22 protein-coding genes are annotated in these 20,509 nt (G+C 64.9%); 9 read left to right on the top strand and 13 right to left on the bottom strand.

The genetic code is table 11. The annotated features are described in order from the left end of the window. Positions 1 to 68: 68 nt before the first annotated feature. Positions 69 to 1,142: a DUF1176 domain-containing protein gene (locus tag K9B33_RS16655; protein ID WP_224550199.1), complete on the bottom strand. Its 1,074-nt coding sequence runs from the start codon at positions 1,140 to 1,142 to the stop codon at positions 69 to 71. 67 nt (positions 1,143 to 1,209) lie between these two features. Continuing rightward, on the bottom strand, positions 1,210 to 2,532 hold the full coding sequence (locus K9B33_RS16650) for a NupC/NupG family nucleoside CNT transporter (protein ID WP_224550198.1): 1,323 nt from the start codon (positions 2,530 to 2,532) through the stop codon (positions 1,210 to 1,212). Positions 2,533 to 2,705: 173 nt separating this feature from the next. Between K9B33_RS16650 and K9B33_RS16645 the strand changes: the two genes are divergently transcribed. The 3 genes from K9B33_RS16645 to K9B33_RS16635 are packed head-to-tail and all read left to right on the top strand — an operon-like array spanning position 2,706 to position 5,726. Then, the gene (locus tag K9B33_RS16645) at positions 2,706 to 3,605 is read left to right on the top strand and encodes an intradiol ring-cleavage dioxygenase (RefSeq protein WP_224550197.1); all 900 of its coding nucleotides are present in this window, start codon (positions 2,706 to 2,708) and stop codon (positions 3,603 to 3,605) included. 16 nt (positions 3,606 to 3,621) lie between these two features. Beyond that, a complete protein-coding gene (locus K9B33_RS16640; RefSeq protein WP_224550196.1) occupies positions 3,622 to 4,389 on the top strand; it encodes a response regulator in 768 nt (255 codons plus the stop codon). After that, a complete protein-coding gene (locus K9B33_RS16635; RefSeq protein WP_224550195.1) occupies positions 4,386 to 5,726 on the top strand; it encodes an ATP-binding protein in 1,341 nt (446 codons plus the stop codon). Before K9B33_RS16640 ends, K9B33_RS16635 begins: the two co-directional genes overlap by 4 nt. Before the next feature lies 1 nt (position 5,727). On the opposite strand, the gene K9B33_RS16630 is transcribed toward K9B33_RS16635, so the two are convergent. The 7 genes from K9B33_RS16630 to typA form a co-directional block, all read right to left on the bottom strand. Then, positions 5,728 to 6,201, bottom strand: coding sequence for a MarR family transcriptional regulator (locus K9B33_RS16630; protein ID WP_224550194.1), 474 nt, complete (start codon positions 6,199 to 6,201; stop codon positions 5,728 to 5,730). After that, positions 6,179 to 6,598 carry a hypothetical protein gene (locus K9B33_RS16625; protein WP_224550193.1) on the bottom strand — a complete coding sequence of 140 codons (420 nt, stop codon included), beginning with the start codon at positions 6,596 to 6,598 and terminating at the stop codon, positions 6,179 to 6,181. The genes K9B33_RS16630 and K9B33_RS16625 overlap by 23 nt, the downstream gene beginning before the upstream one ends. 57 nt (positions 6,599 to 6,655) lie before the next feature. Beyond that, positions 6,656 to 7,003, bottom strand: coding sequence for a hypothetical protein (locus tag K9B33_RS16620; protein WP_224550192.1), 348 nt, complete (start codon positions 7,001 to 7,003; stop codon positions 6,656 to 6,658). A 64-nt stretch (positions 7,004 to 7,067) separates the two neighbouring features. Continuing rightward, entirely contained in the window at positions 7,068 to 7,559 is a 492-nt protein-coding gene (locus K9B33_RS16615) for a response regulator transcription factor (protein ID WP_224550191.1), read from the bottom strand. Between the two features lie 236 nt (positions 7,560 to 7,795). Next, complete coding sequence (locus K9B33_RS16610; RefSeq protein WP_224550190.1) at positions 7,796 to 8,206, bottom strand: DUF805 domain-containing protein; 411 nt, start codon at positions 8,204 to 8,206, stop codon at positions 7,796 to 7,798. Between the two features lie 94 nt (positions 8,207 to 8,300). Beyond that, positions 8,301 to 8,468 carry a hypothetical protein gene (locus K9B33_RS16605; protein ID WP_224550189.1) on the bottom strand — a complete coding sequence of 56 codons (168 nt, stop codon included), beginning with the start codon at positions 8,466 to 8,468 and terminating at the stop codon, positions 8,301 to 8,303. Between the two features lie 171 nt (positions 8,469 to 8,639). Next, positions 8,640 to 10,460, bottom strand: coding sequence for a translational GTPase TypA (gene typA, locus K9B33_RS16600; RefSeq protein WP_224550188.1), 1,821 nt, complete (start codon positions 10,458 to 10,460; stop codon positions 8,640 to 8,642). Positions 10,461 to 10,846: 386 nt separating this feature from the next. Between typA and K9B33_RS16595 the strand changes: the two genes are divergently transcribed. Next, complete coding sequence (locus tag K9B33_RS16595; protein ID WP_224550187.1) at positions 10,847 to 12,397, top strand: S10 family peptidase; 1,551 nt, start codon at positions 10,847 to 10,849, stop codon at positions 12,395 to 12,397. A gap of 34 nt (positions 12,398 to 12,431) precedes the next feature. Here the strand turns inward: K9B33_RS16595 and K9B33_RS16590 are convergent, their stop codons facing one another. Then, positions 12,432 to 13,127: a DUF899 family protein gene (locus tag K9B33_RS16590; RefSeq protein WP_224550186.1), complete on the bottom strand. Its 696-nt coding sequence runs from the start codon at positions 13,125 to 13,127 to the stop codon at positions 12,432 to 12,434. A gap of 130 nt (positions 13,128 to 13,257) precedes the next feature. On the opposite strand from K9B33_RS16590, the gene K9B33_RS16585 reads away from it, so the two are divergent. The 4 genes from K9B33_RS16585 (at position 13,258) to K9B33_RS16570 (ending at position 15,865) form a co-directional block, all read left to right on the top strand. Further along, positions 13,258 to 14,472 (top strand): toxic anion resistance protein, encoded by a 1,215-nt coding sequence (locus tag K9B33_RS16585; protein ID WP_224550185.1) that lies wholly within the window; start codon positions 13,258 to 13,260, stop codon positions 14,470 to 14,472. Between the two features lie 133 nt (positions 14,473 to 14,605). After that, positions 14,606 to 15,316: a hypothetical protein gene (locus tag K9B33_RS16580; protein ID WP_224550184.1), complete on the top strand. Its 711-nt coding sequence runs from the start codon at positions 14,606 to 14,608 to the stop codon at positions 15,314 to 15,316. Positions 15,317 to 15,334: 18 nt separating this feature from the next. Then, positions 15,335 to 15,487, top strand: coding sequence for a hypothetical protein (locus K9B33_RS16575; RefSeq protein WP_165363574.1), 153 nt, complete (start codon positions 15,335 to 15,337; stop codon positions 15,485 to 15,487). A gap of 108 nt (positions 15,488 to 15,595) precedes the next feature. Continuing rightward, complete coding sequence (locus tag K9B33_RS16570; protein ID WP_224550183.1) at positions 15,596 to 15,865, top strand: hypothetical protein; 270 nt, start codon at positions 15,596 to 15,598, stop codon at positions 15,863 to 15,865. Positions 15,866 to 16,088: 223 nt separating this feature from the next. Here the strand turns inward: K9B33_RS16570 and K9B33_RS16565 are convergent, their stop codons facing one another. Both K9B33_RS16565 and K9B33_RS16560 read right to left on the bottom strand, forming a co-directional pair. Then, entirely contained in the window at positions 16,089 to 16,946 is an 858-nt protein-coding gene (locus K9B33_RS16565) for an SMP-30/gluconolactonase/LRE family protein (protein ID WP_224550182.1), read from the bottom strand. After that, on the bottom strand, positions 16,946 to 18,106 hold the full coding sequence (locus K9B33_RS16560) for an aldose epimerase family protein (RefSeq protein WP_224550181.1): 1,161 nt from the start codon (positions 18,104 to 18,106) through the stop codon (positions 16,946 to 16,948). The genes K9B33_RS16565 and K9B33_RS16560 overlap by 1 nt, the downstream gene beginning before the upstream one ends. A 122-nt stretch (positions 18,107 to 18,228) precedes the next feature. Between K9B33_RS16560 and K9B33_RS16555 the strand changes: the two genes are divergently transcribed. Continuing rightward, positions 18,229 to 19,539 carry a sugar MFS transporter gene (locus K9B33_RS16555; RefSeq protein ID WP_224550180.1) on the top strand — a complete coding sequence of 437 codons (1,311 nt, stop codon included), beginning with the start codon at positions 18,229 to 18,231 and terminating at the stop codon, positions 19,537 to 19,539. Positions 19,540 to 19,624: 85 nt separating this feature from the next. Here the strand turns inward: K9B33_RS16555 and K9B33_RS16550 are convergent, their stop codons facing one another. After that, entirely contained in the window at positions 19,625 to 20,389 is a 765-nt protein-coding gene (locus tag K9B33_RS16550) for a FadR/GntR family transcriptional regulator (RefSeq protein ID WP_066605882.1), read from the bottom strand. Positions 20,390 to 20,509: the final 120 nt, after the last annotated feature.

Below are 20,509 nucleotides of genomic sequence, written 5' to 3'. Positions count from 1 at the left end.
CGTCCTGTTCCAATGCCATTGCAAAGCGCGGTGCGGCGGTTGCGGAATATATCATCCTGCCGACAGGATTATTCCGCCACCTGCGCCGACCATGTCCTGATCCAATGCCATGCGCCGCGGCATTCGCCCATGCTGGTGGCCTCGATCAGGCGGAAGCGGGTGCCGTCCCAGACATAGGCTTCGCTGCCGCCGCAATCGCCGATTCCGCGCCCCTTGGCGAAGCTGTCGAGCCGCAGCTTGTCGGCGGTCCAGCCGACATTGACCAGCATCGGCCGGGCTTCTTCCTCGCTCCAGCCCGGCTTCAGATCGAAACTGGCCAGGCGGAAAGCGCGGCGGCCGGCATCGCCGGTGGCGATGACGGGGACCGAGGTGAAATTATAGGCGCCGCTGCCGCAGGGGACCAGGATCAGCGTTTCGGTGCGCGACAGGCGATAGAGTTGCGGCGGCTCCGCGCCCTTCATCTCGTCGGCGCAGCGGGTGAATTTACCCAGGGCGGTCAGTTCCTCCCGCCACAGCGCGGCGGGCGCGGGCGCAGCGGGCAAGGGCGCCCGTTTGATGACCGGCGCAGCGGGCGCAGCGCGCACCGCGAGCGGTCCGAGCGGGCCGGTGGCGACCAGCGCGGTGCTGGTCCCGGCCCGCCCCTGCCGCGCGTCCATATAGCGCAGGGCCGCCCCGGACCCGGCCAGCGACGGCTTGCCCAGCAAGCGATTGCCCATGCGCAATTCCAGCATGCTGCCGCGCGCCATGGCGATGGCGAGCGCGGCGGCCTGCGGCCCTCTTATGGTGGCGTCGCCGTCACGGCTCATGGCGCTGGCGACACGGCGTCCGTCGACATGGATGCTGATCTCGCCCCCGCTATTGGTGTCGCGGCTGACCCAGACTTCGGCGGCGGCATCGGGTCCGGCTTCGCGCACGACGCCGACCATGACCGGACTATCCGGCCACGCGCCGCCGTCGGGCAATAGCGACACGGTTTCGCAGCGGTTGCGATTGTCGCAGCCGATGGTCCAGTCCTTATAGGTTTCCAGCGCGGCCGGCTTAGGCGGCAGCGCCCTTGCCTGCGTCGCAGGCGCCTGCGCGGACACGGCACCCGACCAGCCTAGGGCCGCCAGAGCGACCATGAAAAAATCTTTTGCCCCCATGGGTTAACCATAACCGATTTGCAGGGACGATGGTAGCGTTTCCGTTACGGAGCCGACCTGATCAAAATTACAGGCTGAGCATCAGCCCCGCCAGCGCCGCGCTCATCAGGTTGGCGAGGCTGCCGGCGACCAGCGCCTTCAACCCCAGTTTCGCGATCATCGGCCGCTGGTTGGGGGCGAGATTGCCGGTGACGGCCATCTGGATCGCGATCGAGCTGAAATTGGCGAAGCCGCACAGCGCGAAGGTGATGATGGCGATGGTCGCGGGCGACAGCGCGCCCTGCACCTGGCCGAGGTTGATATAGGCGACAAATTCGTTGAGCACGACCTTCGTGCCGAACAGGCCGCCCGCTACCTGCGCTTCGGCCCAGGGGATGTTGAGCAGATACATGACCGGCTGGAAGACATAGCCCAGCAGCATCTGGAAACTGAGCGTCGGGTAACCGAACCACGCGCCGATGCCGCCCAATATGCCGTTGGCCAGCGCCACCAGCGCGACGAAGGCCAGCACCATGGCCCCGACCGCGACGGCGAGTTTGACACCTGTCTGCGCACCCTGCGCCGCCGCCATGATGAGGTTGGCGGGCCGTTCCTCGTCATGGGTGGCGACCGGCATGGGTTCGCCCGGCGTGCCTTCGGGCAACAAGGCGGCAGGGCCGACGCCGCTGATCCGCGTATCGGGCAATTGCAGGTCGGGATGGTCGCCCAGCGGCAATTCGCCCTGCACCGGCACGCGCGGGTCCGGCATCATGATCTTGGCCATCAGCAACCCACCCGGCGCGGCCATGAAGCTGGCCGCGAGCAGATAGTCGATCTTGATCCCCATCGACGCATAGGCGGCCAATATGGTGCCCGCCACGCCCGCCATGCCGCTGGTCATCACCGTGAACAGTTGCGGCGGGGTGAGGCCGGCGAGATAGGGGCGGATGACGAGCGGGCTTTCGCTCTGTCCCACGAAGATGTTGGCGGCCGCGCACAGGCTTTCCACCTTCGACACGCCCGTCACCCATTCGATCGCGCCGCCGACCCAGCGGACGATGAACTGCATGATCCCCAGATAATAGAGGATCGACACCAGGCTGGCGAAGAAGATGATGACCGGCAGCGCGGCGATGGCGAAGCTGGCCCCGCCGATTTCGGGCTTCGCGAGCGGACCGAAGATGAAATCCGTCCCCGCCTGCGCATAGCTGAGCAGGTTGGCCACGCCCCTGGACATGCCGCCGATGATCGCGCGACCCGCCGGCACATAAAGGACCAGAATGGCGATCCCCGCCTGCAACAGGAAAGCAGCGCCTACGACGCGCGGACGGATGGCGCGACGATCGGAGGACAAGGCGAAAGCGATGGCGAGGATCAGGAGAATGCCGGCGAGGCCGATGAGAAGATGCATGAAGCGCTTTCGCGTGGAGGACAAACCCGGCGACTATATGGGCCATGACGCAGGGAGGCCAGAGCGTTTGACGGCTACAAAGCCGCTACATTGGGCAATCGGCCGGAGATATGCCGCGATTAGGGACGATCCCGAGGGTCTTTTTGCAACGAGACAAAGAGGGACAAGGGTAGATGCCTGGACATGATGAGGCGCACGACCATGGGTTGCTGCACGACCTGCAACAGATGCGCGCACTGGCGCGGGAGAATATCGGGCGGCGGCGCACCTTGCGACTGCTGTTTTCGGCGAGCGGCGCGGCGCTGATCGGCGCATGCGGCGGCGGATCGGGATCGTCGGGCGATTCCACCGCTACGCCGACGCCCACCCCCACGCCAACGCCGACCCCTACCCCCACGCCGACACCGGCACCGACCGGCACCTGCATCGCCGACCCGGAGGAAACCAACGGCCCCTATCCGGCCGACGGGTCGAACAGCAGCAACGGCAGCGTGGTCAATGTGCTGGACGACAGCGGCATCGTGCGCACCGACATCCGGTCGAGCTTCGGATCGTCGAGCGGCACCGCAGCCGGCATCACGATGGAACTGACCATCACCGTCGTCAACGTCAACGGCGGTTGCGCCGCGCTGGAAGGCTATGCCGTCTATATCTGGCATTGCACCCGCGACGGGCTCTATTCGCTCTATACCGTGCCGGGCGAAAATTATCTGCGCGGCGTGGGCGTGACCGACGCCAACGGGCAGGTGACCTTCACCAGCATCTTCCCCGGCTGCTATTCGGGGCGCTACCCGCATATCCATTTCGAGGTCTATCCGAGCCTGGCGCGCGCCACCAGCTACGCCAATCGCGTGCTGACGTCGCAATTCGCCATGCCGGCCGACGCCTGCGCCACGGTCTACGCCACCAGCGGCTATACCAGCAGCAAGAGCAATTTCGCCAGCACATCGACCAGCAGCGACAATGTGTTCGGCGACAATATGTCTGCGCAGGTGACGGCGATGACGCCGACGATGACCGGCGACGTCACCAACGGCTATACCGGCACGGTGACGGTCGGGCTGGCGATTTGACCGGAGCAGCGTGCAGATGACTTTGCAGGAGGCGCATTCCGCCGATATGCTGGCGCCCATGGACGGTTCACGCATCTTGGTGGTCGACGACGATGCGGACATCCGCACGCTGCTGTCGGATTTTCTGGAGCAGCATGGCTTTGCCGTGACCGCGGTGGCCGACGGCGCGGCCATGGATCATGTTCTGGCCGCGCAGGATTTCGATATCGCGGTGCTCGACGTGATGATGCCGGGCGAGGACGGGCTGTCGATTTTGCGCCGACTGTCGGCGCGCGGAGGCCTGCCGGTCATCATGCTGTCGGCGATCGGCAGCGACATCGACCGGATCGTCGGGCTGGAAATGGGGGCGGAGGATTATCTGCCCAAGCCCTGCAACCCGCGCGAATTGCTCGCCCGCGTCCGCACCGTGCTGCGCCGTCATCGGCGGCAGGTGGCGGAGACGACGCAAGCGAGCGGCCGGAAGCTGCGCTTCGCCGGATGGCATGTCGATATGACGGGGCGGCTGCTGACCGATCCCGACAATGTCGTCGTCACCCTGACCGATGGCGAGTTCCGGCTGCTGCGCGCGTTCATCGACCATCCCCGCCGGGTGCTGAGCCGCGACCAGTTGCTCGATTATTCGGCGGGTAATGACAGCGAAAGCTACGACCGGGCAATCGATGTGCAGGTCAGCCGGCTGCGGCGCAAGCTGGAGCGTGGCGCGCGGACCGAGGGTGCAGACGAACTGGTCCGCACCATCCGCAACGAAGGCTATATGTTCACCGCCGAGGTCCGCCCGGCGTGAACCCGCGGCTCGATCGCCTGAACCCGTCGATCCTGACCCGGATCGTCGCGCTGGTCGCGGCGACCCTGCTGCTGGCGCTGGGGGCGATGATGCTGGTGGCGTTCCGCGGGCCACCGCCGCACAGCCGGCCCATGATGCCGGGCGAAGCCGCCGCGCTGCTACAGGGCGCGGCCGCCCCGGCCGGTAGCTGGACGGTGACGCGCTATCAGTCCGATCCCGTCCCACTGGTCGAACCGGGACAGATGGAGGACCGGCGCGCCGCCGCGCAGGTCGCCGCGCTGCTGGGCGCGCGCGCGGACGATGTTCGCCTCATGCGCGAATCGCCGCCGATGCGGATGGCCGATCCCGACCGGAAAGCCTGGCCCAGGCCCAATTTCGGTCCTGACGGGACGATGTTGCACGGCAGCTTCCTTCTGACGCGCCGCACCACGGACGGCTGGCAGGTGGTACAGGCGCGGCAGGGCGCGAACGGGCGCTGGTACGCCATCACCCTGTCGCTGATGGCGGGCATCTTCATCCTGCTGCTGCTGCCGGCCTATTGGGTGGCGCGGCGCATCACCCAACCGATCCGGCAACTGGCGGACGGCGCGGCGACCGAACGGCCCGAACGCGCCGACCCGCTGCCGCTGACCGGCCCGCCTGAAGTCCGCGCGGTAGGCGCCGCCTATAATCACATGCGCGCGCGGATCGCCGACTATCTGGGCGAACGCACGGCGATGCTGGTTGCGATCGCCCACGATCTGCGCACACCCATGACCCGCCTGTCCTTCCGGCTGGAGGCGCTGCCCGACGGGCCGCGCGCCAAGGCGCAGGCCGACGTGCAGGAAATGCGGGCCATGGTCACCGACCTGCTCGATTTCATGCGCGGCCAGGGCGACGGCGCGGCGCAGGTGCGGATCGACCTGTCCGCCATCGTCGAGACGCTGGCCGACGATCTGGCCGATATGGGGCAGGATGTGGCGGTGACGCACAGCAGCCGCGCGGTGGTGCGAGGCGACGCGGTGGCGCTGCGGCGCTGCATCGCCAATCTGGTCGAAAATGCGGTGCGCTATGGCGGGTCGGCGCGGATCGCGCTGGCGACGGCGAACGGACGTGCCACGGTGACGGTCGAGGATGACGGACCGGGCGTGCCGGAGGAAGCGATAGAAAGGCTGTGCGAGCCCTTCTATCGCGGCGAGGCGTCGCGCAACCGGGAGACGGGCGGCGTCGGCCTGGGACTGTCGATCGCGCGTTCCATTGCGGACAGCCATGGCGGACGGCTGGACTTCGCCAATCGCCGCGCCGACGCAGGCCAGGGCGGGTTGCGCGCCAGCCTGACCCTGCCGCTGGAACGCTAGCCTATTCCTCGCCCGAAAAGGCGAGCGAGAACCAGGAGGCCATCGCGTCCACTGCCAGCGGGGCCAGGCGCAATGCGCAGCGGCGCCGGCTGTTGGGCGAACTGCGATGCTCCATCACCAGCCCACGGCGTTCCAGCACGCCCGCCTGGCCGACGACGGTGTTGAGCGACAGCCGCAGCGTTTCGCTGAGCTGCTCCAGCGTCAGCGCCTTTCCCTCCAGCTCCGCCTGATAGAGGTGCAGCAATATGTCCCAGGCCGGATCGGAAAAAAGGTCATGGCCGAACAGCATCGACCGCATCCGCCGCGCGTCGAGATAGCGGGCGAGCACAGGCAGATGGTCGCTCCCCTCGCCATCCAGGATCGCAGGCTCTTCCTTGCGGGCATGGAAATTGCACAGGCATCGTTGCAGCGCGACCACCAGGTCGACCGCTTCCTGGCTGGGCAGGTGGCGATCAGGCGGGATATGGACGGTCATGCAGCGCCTTCCGGTCGAGTTCGATGCCGATGATGGTGAAGAGCAGCAGGGGAATGACCCACACCGTGCTCAGCCCTTCGTAGATCCGTTCCGAAAAACCGTGCAGCAGCAAGGTCACGACATGGGTCAGCACCGTCATAAGCTGGCTGGCGGCCGCCCAGATCGGCCAGTAGCTGCTGCTGCGCAGCATCAGCCATATAAGACCGGCGAACAGCATCGTATCGACGATCGTCAGCCAGAATTGGGTGCCATGCCACGATCCGACCAGTTGGGCCGGCATCGTCAGCAGCACGCTGGCCAGGAAAACAAGGGCGAACCATCGCCCGTCCTTGCCGCCGAACAGGGCGGCGAAGGCACAGGCGCACAGGGTCAGAAGCCAGAAAAAAGCCGCCAGCATCCGCATTTCCGATTGAGAGGGAGGGCAATGTCCATGCGGATGCCGACGGCTACCCGGTCAGGCGACCAGGGTCAGGTGGCGCGGCGCGTCGTCCTGCGCCGGGGCGTCCATGCCCAGCGGACAACCAACGGCCGTCACCTCCATCTGACTATGTTCCAGGCACCGCGTCAGCAGGGCGGTCGCGCGGATCATGTCGCTGCGGCCCTCGATGATCTTGCTGGCGCTTTCGTGGATGCGTTGAATGATGCGCTGGCTTTCGCTGGCGGTCAGACCCGACCCCTGCGCCGCCGACAGGAAGGCGGTGGTGAGGTGCGCGGCATCGACCAGCGCCGTATCCAGCGCGGCAAAGGCCTGGCGGGTCTGGTCGGCGACGGCCTGGGTCTTGGCGGTATCGAGGTTGAGCACAAGTCTTCTCCTTCGCACGACGCCTGGCGGCGGTGCGTTGTCAGCATGGTCGTATCTGGATGGATCAGCCCAGCGCCTTGAAGGCTCCGGCAATGAGCAGCAGTAGCGTGATGACGCCGACACCAGTGAGAACCGCAGCGCGGATCATCGCCAATATGCGGCCATCTTTACTCAGTTCATTGGTCGATCCCCCGAGCGGCGGGCCGAAAGTGAGGATGCGGCGCAGAAGCGTGTCGCGCTCCCTTTGCCCATCCGGCCTGTCCGGCTGAGGCATGGATGACGCAGGATCGGGATCGGAGGCAAGGCGCTCCGGTTGATATATCAAGGGCTGATATGTGCCACTTTGGGGCTGCCGTTGCTCATCCGTAACAAATAGGCGGGCCGCCTCCTTGCGCGAGGGCACGCCGAACTTGCGCAGGCTGGTGCGCACGCGCTGATCGACCGTATGTTCCGACACATGCAGCTGGCGCGCGATTTCCTTGGAATTGAAGCCCTGCGCCACCAGGCGCAGGCACTGCTTTTCCCCCTCGCTCAAGGCTGGAAGGGTTTCGGCCACTCCATCAATCCTCCTGCGTAAATCACCCGTCCGGCCAAACGCACGACCAGCGCGGGAGACTCAGCCACCCACATTTTATCCGCTACTCAGGGTTGCGATTCGCTTTGCACCGCCCGTTAAAGTGACACGACAAGGTGTTGGGACGCAATGCGAATGGGCGGCGGACCATTCCGCCGCCCATCAAACGGTGCCGATCATGCCATTCGCGGCCTGTCGGGCCGGGTGCGATAGGCCGCTCAGCTGAAGATATCGCCCACATCCGCAGCCGTCTGCTTCGGGTCGGGGCCGAAGCGATTCTCGCCCCGCGTACCGTCCAGGCACATGAAGACCAGCACGATGATGCCGCCGACATAGGGAATGAAGTTCAGCAGCACGAACCAGCCGCTCTTGTCCTGATCGTGGAAGCGGCGGACCTGCACCGCGAGCGAGGGGATGATGAGCAGCAGGACCAGCAGGCCGAGCAGGATCATCAGCACAGATGCGCCGCCCGACGGTTCGCCATTGGGAAACCCGCCCAACAGAACGCCCACGATGCCAACCGCGAACGCCGCCAGCATATAACCGAGGAAGAACATCCAATATTCCTTGCGCCGCGAGCGGCCCGAGAAATCGGCGTACCGCCTGAGCGGCAAGAACATATATTCCATCTGCATATCCCCCCATTGTGAGAAGCGCCAGGATAGGCAGGCTTTTTGCGCCTGTCTCGCAAAAACCGGCTATGCAGAAAATATCGCTATGGATTCAGTCGCTTGGCTTGCCGGCCTGCCTGGCCTTATGGGCCGCGAGCAGCGCATCGATCTCGACGATGCGCAGGCGCTGGACCGTGTCCTTGGCCAGGCCCTTGAGCCGGCATTCCGCCCACAGCGCGCGACGCTCGGATGTCAGCGCCTTGAGATAGAGATCGGCCATATCGGCTCCTTTCAACAAGCAAAGGGCGGGAGCGCCTGAGACGCCCCCTGCCCTTTCACCAGCGTCGGCTGGGCTCCCTCCCTCAGCCAGCCTGGGGAGGCATTACATCAGGCCGCCCTTGTCCGAGCGACCTGAAACATCAGGCCGCCCTTGTTCGAGCGACCTGAAACATCAGGCCGCCTTGGAACGGCTCATGCGCTTGCGCTCGTTCGGGTCGAGGTAGCGCTTGCGCAGACGGATGGTCTTGGGCGTCACTTCGACCAGTTCATCATCGTCGATATAGGCGATCGCCTGCTCCAGCGTCAGCTTCCAGGGCGGGGTCAGGCGGACGGCGTCGTCCTTGCCCGATGCGCGGAAGTTGGTGAGCGCCTTGCTCTTCATCGGGTTGACTTCCAGATCATCGGGCTTGGCGTTCTGGCCGATGATCATGCCTTCGTAGAGCGCTTCGCCCACGCCGACCATCAGGATGCCGCGTTCTTCGAGCGGACCCAGCGCATAGGCATTGGCTTCGCCCGCGCCGTTGGAGATGAGGACGCCATTCTTGCGGCCTTCGATATTGCCCTTGTGCGGGCCGTACTTCTCGAACAGGCGGTTCATGATGCCGGTGCCGCGCGTGTCGGACAGGAATTCGCCATGATAGCCGATCAGGCCGCGCGACGGCGCGGAGAAGGTAATGCGGGTCTTGCCGCCGCCCGAAGGACGCATGTCGGTCATCTCGGCCTTGCGGATGTTCATCTTCTCGACGACCGTGCCGGAAAATTCATCGTCCACGTCGATCATGACGGTTTCATAGGGCTCGGTCTTGCCGCCATTCTCGTCCTCGCCGAACAGCACGCGCGGGCGGCTGATGGAGAGTTCGAAGCCTTCGCGGCGCATGGTTTCGATCAGCACGCCCAACTGGAGTTCGCCACGGCCGGCGACTTCGAAACTGTCCTTGTCGGCGCTTTCCGTAACCTTCACGGCGACGTTGGATTCGGCCTCGCGCGCCAGACGATCGCGGATCATGCGGCTCGTCACCTTGGTGCCTTCGCGGCCGGCCATGGGCGAATCGTTCACGGCAAAGCGCATCGACAGCGTCGGCGGATCGATCGGCTGCGCCTGGATCGGCTCGGTCACGGAGGTGTCGGCGATGGTGTTGGCCACGGTCGCGACGGCGAGGCCGGCGAGCGAAATGATGTCACCGGCCTTGGCTTCTTCGACCGGCACGCGATCCAGACCATGGAAGGCCATGATCTTGGACGCGCGGCCGGTTTCGATGATCTTGCCGTCCATGTCGAGCGCGTGGATCGCCTGGTTCACCTTGACCGAACCGCTGGTCACGCGACCGGTCAGGATGCGGCCGAGGAAGTTGTCGCGGTCGAGCAACGTCACCAGGAAGGTGAAGGGCACGCCATCGACTTCCACGGCGGGCGCGGGAACGTGATCGACGATTTTCTGGAACAGCGGCTTCAGCGTGCCCGCGCGCAGCGTGGGATCTTCATTGGCATAGCCGTTGCGGCCCGACGCGTAGAGGACGGGGAAGTCGAGTTGCTCGTCGGTCGCGTCGAGCGACACGAACAGGTCGAACACTTCGTCCAGCACTTCCTGGATACGCTCGTCGGGACGGTCGACCTTGTTGACGACGACGATCGGGCGAAGGCCCAGCGCCAGCGCCTTGCCGGTCACGAACTTGGTCTGCGGCATGGCGCCTTCCGACGAATCGACCAGCAGGACGACGCCGTCGACCATCGAGAGGATGCGTTCGACTTCACCGCCGAAGTCGGCGTGGCCCGGCGTATCGACGATGTTGATGCGGGTGCCTTCCCACTCGACCGAGGTGGGCTTGGCCAGGATGGTGATGCCGCGCTCTTTTTCGAGGTCGTTGCTGTCCATCGCGCGCTCTTCGACGCGCTGGTTGTCGCGGAAGGTGCCGGACTGGCGGAAAAGCTGATCGACGAGGGTGGTTTTGCCGTGATCGACGTGCGCGATGATCGCGATGTTACGCAGGGACATGTCTTGCCTTCGGGATATGGGTTCACCCAAGCCGACACAAGGCCGCGCAGAGGCTTCGGGCGCGCCCCTACAGGAAATGCCGCGATGCGGCAAGGGCGGGCGCGACATGGCGGGCTGGACCGCCCGATCCGCCGAACATGGCGTCTGCACAGGAAAGGCTCATGCCGGACATCGGCCGCCGCACCCGATCCAGACGGCGGCCATGGTCGCGCCGCTGGCACGCATCCGCGGTCGCCGGCCACGGCCATGGCGGCGGTGATTGAAGGGCGGTGCATCTGACGCTGCTTTACGTCGGTGCAATATCTCCTTGCCCCGTGCGGCGACATTCCTATGGTGCCGCGCGTCGCCAACAATATACCATATCCTTGCCACGGAGCCTTTCCCTCATGCGGTCTGCCGCCACCTTCGCCTTCGCTTCGCTCATCGCTCTCGCCTCCCCCGCTCTGGCGCAGAAGGATGCGCCCGACGCCGCCAAACAACATGCCGACAAGGTCGCGGAGCAGGTCGCGGCCAACTGGGCCAGCGCCCCGGTCGAGGAAGTGACCCAGAGCAGCAAGGGCACGGCCCGCGTCGATGGGAAGGCCATCCCCTATACCCAGACCGCCGGCACGCTGACCATCCGCGACGAAAAGGGCAAGCCGGTCGCCAGCATGTTCTATACCGCCTATACGGCGACGGGTAAGAACCGCCCCGTCACCTTCCTCTATAATGGCGGCCCCGGTTCGTCGTCACTGTGGCTGCGCATGGGCAGCTTCGCACCCGAACATGTGCGCACCGGCAATCCCGAAGCGGTCAGGCCCGCCCCCTTCGACGTCGGCCCGAACAATGACAGCCTGATCGGCAGCACCGACATGGTGTTCCTCGATACGATCGGGTCGGGCTATTCGCGCATCCTGGGCGATGCCAAGCCGTCCGACTTCTACAGCGTCGATGGCGATGTGGACGCCTTTGCCAAGGCGATCATCCGCTACACAACCAAGAATGGCCGCTGGGCGTCGCCCAAATATATTTTCGGCGAAAGCTATGGCACGACCCGATCGGGTGCGCTCGCCTATCAACTAGAGGATCGCGGGCTGACGCTGAACGGCGTGGTGCTGCTGTCGTCGATCATGAATTACGGCATCCGCCAATCGGGCTTCGATGCGATCCATGTCGGCTATCTGCCCAGCTACGCCGCGACGGCCTGGTATCATAATCGCGTCCCCGGCGGCCGTCCCGAAAGCCTGGAAGCCTTTGTCGAGGAAGCCCGCGTATTCGCCAATGGCGCCTATGCCACCGCCTTGCTCAAAGGGTCCGACATCAGCGCGCAGGAAACCGATCAGATCGCCCAGCAGCTCAGCCGCTTCACCGGCCTGTCGGTCGATTATCTGAAGCGCGCCAATCTGCGCGTCAGCCTGAGCCGTTTCCGCAAGGAATTGCTGCGCGACGGGCATGAGACGATCGGCCGCTTCGACAGCCGCTACAAGGGGATCGACGCCGACGCGGCGGGCGAGGAACCGGAATTTGATCCGTCCAGCACCGGCATCACCGGCCTCTATGTCGGCAGCTTCCTGGATCAGGTGACGAACAAGATCGGCTACAAGACCGACCTCAGCTATCGGCTGAGCGCGCGGGAAGGCGGCGACTTCAAATGGGACTGGAGCCATCAGGCCCCGGAAGGCGGCAAGCAGAATGTCGCGGACGTGACCGCCGACCTCAGCGCCGCGATGCGCACCAACCCGCATCTGCGCGTACTGTCGCTCAATGGCTGGTACGACATGGCCACGCCCTTCTTCTCGACCGAGCGCGATTTGAAGCACATGATGCTGGAGCCGGTGCTGCGCCAGAATCTCCAGTTCAAATATTATCCGGCGGGCCACATGGTCTATCTGAACCCGGAGGCGCTGCACCAGATGCGGCTCGATATGGAGCGCTATTACGCCGAGGGCGCGCGCTGAACGATGAGAGGGGCGGTGACGACATCGCCCCTTTTCAATAGCGCAGTTTCGGATACCAGTCGGCCGGCCGGCCATCGGGCGTCAGGTCGAGGATCGACCAGAGCGCGGCGATATCGGGCGCGTCGCGGGGGTCTTGCCCCGGATCGCCCATCTCGCCGGTCATCTCGCTCATCCAGAAGAGACGGATGCCCTCGCCATCCTTCCGAAACACGACCAGCGCAGGATATTCGCCGTCCGGCGTCAGCAGGCCCAGATCATTGGCATAATCATCGCCGACCGTCTGGACGAAGTCGGTATCGCGCCAGCCCCGCTCCTGCGCGAAGGCGAATTGCCGCTCGACCGGGCTGCGCCCGAAAATCTTGTAGGCGACGCGCTGCTTGATGTCGGCGGCATTGCCGTCGACCGACCCGATCCAGTTGGTGCACATCGGGCAGGGCCGCTCGCGTTCCGGGCCGTACATCCAGAAATAGGCGACCAATGCGTCCTTGTCGCCGAACAGGTCGGACAGGCCGACCTCGAAACCCTGCTCGTCCCTGAAGCGATAGTCTTTTTCGATCAGCGGGCCGGGCGGCAGCGAGCGCCGCTGTTCCACCAGCCGGGTCATGTGGCGGCGAAATTCTATCTCCTCCGCCAGCAAGGCCGTGCGGGCATCGCGATAGGCGGCGCTCTCGCCGGGGAAGCGTGGCTTGCGATGGGTAACGAGGTCGACAACGGGTTTCAGGCTGGCCATGACGGGTTCCTCTCCAGTCAAGATTGCCAAGCAATGCCGCAACATCCTATATCGTTCCCCTCAAGGCTTGCCCTGCGGTGTATTATCACCATATGACACGGGAAAGCCGCTTATGGCGACTGGAGACGATATGGCCACCACTGCGCCCACGACGACCGCGACTGCCGACGCCCTCAACCTGACGCCGCCCGATCCGGTGCCGGTGGTCGCGCCCGAAAAGGCGTCCGGCCTCGTACCCATCGAGGATGAGAAAAAGTCCAAGCTGGACGAGAAGGTCGACGCCTTCGTTGCGGACCTCGTCGCGCAGGACGCCAATTCGCCCGAATTCGGCGCGCGGGTCGACCAGTTGACCAATATGGGGCGCAAGGAGATTGCCGAGGCCGCGGGCCACTCCAACCGCTTCCTCGATCGCCCCGTGCGCGCCATGGACAGCGATACGAAAGTCGGCGCGGACCTGGCCGAACTGCGCCGCACGGTGGAGGATCTCGATCCCGGCAAGCGCGGCAATCTGCTCGCGCCCAAGAAGCTGTTCGGCATCATCCCGTTCGGCAACAAGATGCGCGACTATTTCGATGGCTATAAGAGCGCGCAGGGTCATATCAATTCGATCCTGGGGTCGCTGGCCAGCGGCAAGGATGTCCTCATCAAGGACAATGCCGCGATCGATGTCGAACGCCAGAATATGTGGCAGACCATGGGCCGGTTGGAACAGATGATCCATATCAGCAAGACCATGGACGCCCGCCTCGAATCCAAGGCGCTCGAACTGGATTCGACCGACCCGGCCAAGGCCAAGGCGATCCGCGAAAGCGCGCTGTTCTACATCCGCCAGCGTACGCAGGATCTGCTGACGCAGATGGCGGTGACGGTGCAGGGCTATCTGGCGCTGGATCTGGTCAAGAAGAACAATGTCGAACTGGTCAAGGGCGTCGATCGCGCCAGCACGACCACGGTCGCGGCACTGCGCACGGCGGTCACGGTCGCGCAGGCGCTGGCCGGGCAGCGGCTGGTGCTGGAGCAGATCAGCGCGCTCAACACCACCACCGCCAACATGATCGATCGCACCGGCGAATTGCTCAAAAGCCAGACGGCGCAGATTCACGAGCAGGCCGCCAGCAGCACGATTCCGATCGAGACGCTCCAGCGCGCCTTCCAGAATATCTACGACACGATGGACAATATCGACGCGTTCAAGCTGAAGGCGCTGGAGAATATGAAGACGACGGTGAACACGCTGTCTGGCGAGGTGGAAAAGTCCAAGGGCTATATCGCGCGGGCCGAGGGGCAGGCGCAGGCCGCCAAGGACGTGCGCGCCGACAATCCGCTGAGCGCGATCGAGGGGTGAACGCAATGCTTCCCCTATGTCCGTTCGGGCTGAGCTTGTCGAAGCCCTCTGCCGAGCGGAGCGAGGCGCCTTCGCTGCGATCAGGCGAGCCCTTCGACTTCGCTCAGGGCGAACGGATTTCGGAGGAAGCCCAGTGAGCCGATCCGACCGCGTGCTGGCCGATGCCGAAGCGGTGCTACGCCGCCATAGCGAGCGCGGGCAGAGCCTGTCCGCGCGCGCGCGGCAGCGGCGCAATGCCGGGCTGATCCGCAAGGTCAAATATGCCGTCTGGGCGATGCTGGCGATCCTGCTGGCCAGCGCGGTGGCGGGCTTCGTCCTGCCGCTGGGCACCACCGGCGTCATGATCGCGCTGGGCGTGATGATCGCCGCGCTGCTGCTGATCGCGCTGGCGCCGACGGAAAGTCGGGTGAAGACGGAGGCGCTTGCCGCAACCCAACTTACCGCCCTGCCGCTCAAGACCGAAATCTGGCTGGAAAACCAGCGCAAGGCGCTGCCCGCCCCGGCAATCACCCTGGTCGACAGCATCGGCGTCAAGCTGGAAATCCTCGCCCCGCAACTGGAGCGGCTGGGCGAACAGGAACCGGCGGCGCAGGAAATCCGCAAACTACTGGCCGATCATCTGCCCGAACTGGTCACGGGCTATCAGTCGATCCCGCAGCCGCTGCGCCGCGAGGAGCGCAATGGCCGCGTGCCCGAGAAGCAACTGATCGACGGCCTGTCCGTGATCGACGCGGAAATCGGCCGGATGAGCGAGACGCTGGCCAGCGGCGACCTCGACAAGCTGGCGACCCAGAACCGTTTTCTCGAACTGAAATATCAGGAAGCCAAGGAACTCGGCCAGTAGCGCCGTCTTGTTCCTGACATGATCCATCTCACCCTTATCATCGTCGATTTCCTGACGGGCCTGCTCGCGGCCGGCGCCTGGGCGCTGGCGTCGGCCGGCGGCGCGATCGCGGCGGTGGTGGGCGGCGGTGTGCTGGGCGTGTCGCTGTTCCGGCGCTGGCGGCGGAAATAGCAGCCTATTCCTACGCTATTTCAACGCCGCGCGGCTTTTCTCGCTCTCGAAACCCTCTACGCCGACCGATAGATAGAGCGCCTCCCCGATGATGGAGGCGCAGGAATCATGGTCGATTGGCATCCCCGCCCCGCCGCGCAGATCGGCCTGCGGTTGCTGGGCCTCGCGCTGATCGCCAGCCTTGCGTTGCAGGGCGCGGCACTGCGCGCGCTTATCAGGCAATCCGATCTTGTCACGCCGGTGCAATTGCTGCTGGCCGCCACCTGCTTCGCCAGCGCCAGTCTGGGCGCGGCATTGCTGCTGCTGGGGCCGGACCTGTGGAAGCCGGTCGCGATCTCGCCGCGATGGCATGGTCACGCGGCCGATGCGCGAAAATAGAAGCGATGGGGAAAAATCGCCCCGGACGGCCGAAGATGCGTGCAGTTCATCAGAGGGCCGTCCGGGATCGCAACATCGTCCGACTTTGGAGAGGTCATGACAACGTTGTCCCGACGCTCTAGTGGATTCGCGCAACCGACGCAACCAGCTTTGATCGGTAAAAATGGAAAGGGCGCGGCCATGCTGCGACGACCACGCCGCGGCAGGCGTCATTGCTCGGAGATCAGCCCGCGTACAGGTTGGTCGGCAGGCCGCGCACGCAGCTCTCCACCTCGAAGAAACCGCCATCATATTCGGTCGGATCATCGAGGCCCACCGTCGCCGAACTGACGAACATGCGATCGAGATTCGGCCCTGCGAAGGTGATGTTGGTCACCTGCCGCGCCGGCATTTCAATGATGCGGTCCAGCCTGCCTTCGGGCGTGAATCGGCTGATCCGGCTGCCACCCCAATGGGCGACCCAGATATGGCCGTCCGCATCCACGGTCATGCCGTCGGGATAGCCATCCTCCTCGCCGAAGCTGATGAACGGCTCCCGCCCGGTCGCGCCATCCTCGGTCCGGCGGAAGCGGTACATCTGCTTTTTCGCGGTATCGCTATGATAGAGCCACTGGCCGCAAGGCGAGAAACAGGGACCGTTGGGCACGCGATAGTCGCTGTCCACCACGGTCCAGCTACGATCGGGCGCGAGGCGATAGAGCGCGCCGCGGTCATGCTCTTCGGCCATGTCCATCGTGCCGCACCAGATGGCGCCCTGTCCATCCGCCTTGCCATCGTTCATCCGGTTGCCGGGGAAATGCGGCTCCGGATCGCCGAAGGGCGTGATGGTCAGGGGATCGAGGCTGATGTCGGCAAAACCGCTCTGAAAGCCGCCGATGAAGCCGCCCGCCCCGCGCTCCGCCACCCAGCCCAGCGGCTCGGGCATGGCGAAGCGTTCGACCGCCCCGCTCTCCAGTGACAGCCGGTTGAGCGCGGGGGCAAGGATATCGACCCAGTAGACCGCGTTGCCGCGCGCCGACCAGAGCGTCCCCTCCCCCAGCGTGTCGGCAACATCGCGCGCGATCAGCCGCCATTCCGGCATCAGCGGGCCACCGACAGGCGATAGACCATTTCATGATGGTAGGGCTTGCCGGGATCGACGCGGGCCGAAATGAAGTTCGGCTTGTTGGGCGCGTCAGGGAATTTCTGCGGCTCCAGCGCGATGCCGTCGCCCATGCGATAGACATGGCTGCCCTTGCCGATGAAGGTGCCGTCGAGGAAATTGCCGGTATAGAATTGCACGCCCGGTTCGGTCGTCAGCACTTCCAGCACGCGGCCCGACACCGGATCTTCCAGCCGCGCGGCCAGTTCCGGCGTTCTGGTCGCGCCCTTGTCCAGCGCCCAATTATGGTCATAGCCACGGCCGGCGATGATCTGCGCATCGCGGCCATCGCGCAGCCCGTCCGCCACGCGGCGGGCGCTGCGGAAATCGAACACGCCGCCCTCGACCGGCTTCAGCTCGCCGGTGGGGATGAGGTTCGCGTCGACCGGCGTATAGGCCTTGGCCGGGATCGTCAGCATATGGCCCATCGCGCCGTCAGGCGAGCCTTCGCCCTGCAAATTGAAAATGGCGTGGTTGGTCATGTTGACGATGGTCGGCTTGTCGGTCTTCGCGTCGAAAACGATGCCGAGGTTGCCGCTTTCGTCCAGCGTATAATTGACGGTCACGTCCAGCTTGCCGGGATAGCCCGAATCGCCGTCCGGGCTGGTCAGCCCGAGCACCAGGCTCGCCTTGGGGCCGCTCTTCAGGGACACGACCTTCCACACCTGCTTGTCGAAGCCCTTGCCGCCGCCGTGCAGCGTGTTGACCTTGTCATTGAGCGGCAACTGATAGGGTTTGCCGTCGAGGCTGAATTGGCCGCCGGCGATGCGGTTGGCATAGCGGCCCACCGTCACCCCGAAATAATTGGGGAAGTCGACATAGGATTTGAGGTCATCGTAGCCGAGCAGCACGTCGGCGACTTTGCCGTCCTTGCCGGGGCCGGACAGCGACTGGAGCGTCGCGCCATAGGTCAGGACAGTGGCAGAGACGCCCGCGCCATTCTTCAGCGTGATCGCTTCGACCGCCGCGCCGTTGGCGGTGCCGGCCGGCGCGCGGCTGGCGTCGGCGGCGAGCGCCGTGCCGCTTGCGAGCGTGAGCGCCAGCGCATACAGACCGACAGCGGGTGACAACGCTGTTTTCAAATCGACGACCTTTCGCATGGACTTCCTCCCAGTAGCTGCGCCCATTGACGGGCGGTTGAGGGAGATATACTCCGACAAAATAAGCGGGCGCAACCCTTGATCGGGCGGCCCGCTGCTGGAACTGCAGTGGAGAAGGATGAATGGCAGGACCGATCTCATCAGGCGCGGGCGTAACCGCGACGCACAATCCCGGCACGCGCTACGGCCCGGCGCTGGCGTTGCTGGCCAGCCTCTTCTTCATGTGGGGCTTCATTACCGTCATCAACAACACGCTGCTGCCGCATCTGCGCAGCGTGTTCGAGCTGAGCTACACCCAGACGACCCTGATCGAATCGGTCTGGTTCATCGCCTATTTCGTGGCGTCGATCCCATCGGCCAAGCTGATCGAACGGGTCGGTTACCAGAAGTCGCTGGTCATCGGCCTGCTCATCATGGCAGCCGGCGCGCTGGGCATGACCGTCGCGGCGTCGATCCCCTCCTATGGCGTGACTTTGGTCATGCTGTTCGTGATCGCCAGCGGCATCACCCTGCTGCAGGTCGCGGCCAACCCCTATGTCGCGATCGTCGGCAAGCCCGAAACCGCCTCGTCGCGGCTCAATCTGGTGCAGGCGATGAACTCGGCCGGCACGATGCTGGCGCCGCTGTTCGGCGCCTATCTGATCCTGGGCCGGTCCAAGGGCGGCACGGCGCAGGGCGATGTCGTCCTGACCCAGGCCGAACGGCTGGCCGACGCCCAGTCCGTGATCCTGCCCTATGTGATCGTCGCGGCCGTGCTGGCGGTGCTGGCCATCGTCATCGCCCGCTTTCCCTTGCCCGCCATGGGCAATGCGACACAGCGCCACAACAAGGAAGAGCGCAAGAAGCATTCACTCTGGAACCACCGCAACCTGGTGTTCGGCATCCCGGCGATCTTCATCTATCTGATCGCCGAAATCGGCGTCGCCAACCTGTTCGTCAACTTCGTCAGCCAGCCCGACATCGCCAACCTGACCCATGAGCAGGCGGGCCGTTATCTCACCTTCCTGTGGGGCGGCATGATGGTGGGCCGGTTCGCGGGTTCCGCGATCATGCAGAAGTTCGACGCGGGCCATGTCCTCGCCGCCTTCTCGGTCGGCGCCTTCGTCGTGATGCTGGTCACCGTCTTCACCACCGGCCCGGTCGCCATGTGGTCGCTGATCCTGGTCGGCCTGTTCCATTCGATCATGTTCCCGACCATCTTCACACTCGGCATCAAGGGGCTCGGCCCGCTGACCGAAGAAGGTTCGGGCCTGCTCATCATGGCGATCGCCGGCGGGGCGCTGGTGGTGGTGCAGGGTTGGCTGGCGGATCATTACGGCCTGCAGACCAGCTTTCTGCTCACCGCGATCTGCGAGCTCTACATCCTCTTCTATGCGCTGTGGGGATCGAAGACGACCAATGCGCTGCCGGACCAACAGGTCGCGGCGGAATAAGGCCAAGGGCAAGCCCTTCGGACGGCAAAAAAGGCCGGAGCGGCATATCCGCTCCGGCCTTTTTATTTAGGCAAACCTCTTTTTTTCAGCGCTCCATCGCGCTCGCCGTATCCTCCAGCGCCAGATCGACCAGCACCCCCATCGCCTCCGCCGCGGCCGCGGGATCGCCCGCGGCGATCGCGTCATAGACGCGGACATGGTCGGGGATCGGGTTGCGTGGCAAAGCGCGGGCGCGCTGTTTATATTGCGTCGTCCAGTTCACCGCCGCGCCGATGCTGGCGGTCAGCACCAGCAGCGCGTCGTTGCGCGTTGCGTGCAGGATCGCATTGTGGAAATCGCGGTCAGCCGCCCGCCCCGCCTCGGTCGCCAGCGTGTGGCGGCGCATCGCGGCAAGCGCGTCCTTCATGATCCGCAGATCCTCCTTGTCACGGCGCTGCGCCGCCAGCCGCGCGGCGGCAGGCTCCACGATGGCGCGCAGTTCGAACAGGTCGCGCACGAACTGGATGTCCGGCTCGCCGGCAAAGGCCCAGGCCAGCACTTCGGGGTCGAGCAGGTTCCAGCGGTTGCGCGGCAGGACACGGGTGCCCGCCTTGGGCCGGCTTTCGACCAGCCCCTTGGCGGTCAGCACCTGGATCGCTTCGCGATAGGCGCTGCGCGACACTTCCAGTTCCTCGGCGAAGGCAACTTCGCCCGACAGCACGTCGCCCGGCTGATATTGGCCGGACAAGATCGCCATGCCCAGTTTGTGCGCGATCGCGCCGTGCAGCCGCCGTCCCGGACCCCGAACCGCCTTGGCTCCGCCGCCATTTTCCGTCTCATCACTGTGCAAAGACGGATTTTCCTTCACCATTTCCGCTCCTCTCGCCTTTCCCCAATCAGGCACATCCGTCCCTATAATACAAGCATTGCCATTACCATCATCCTGTAATATGTCGGAGTAATTATTAGATTCACCGCCGCCGCCTCGTTC

The organism is Sphingobium sp. 3R8 (assembly GCF_020166615.1).
GTDB lineage: Bacteria > Pseudomonadota > Alphaproteobacteria > Sphingomonadales > Sphingomonadaceae > Sphingobium > Sphingobium bisphenolicum.
The sequence above is the reverse complement of the archived record's forward strand: the minus strand, read 5'-3'. Positions and strand labels throughout refer to the sequence as shown.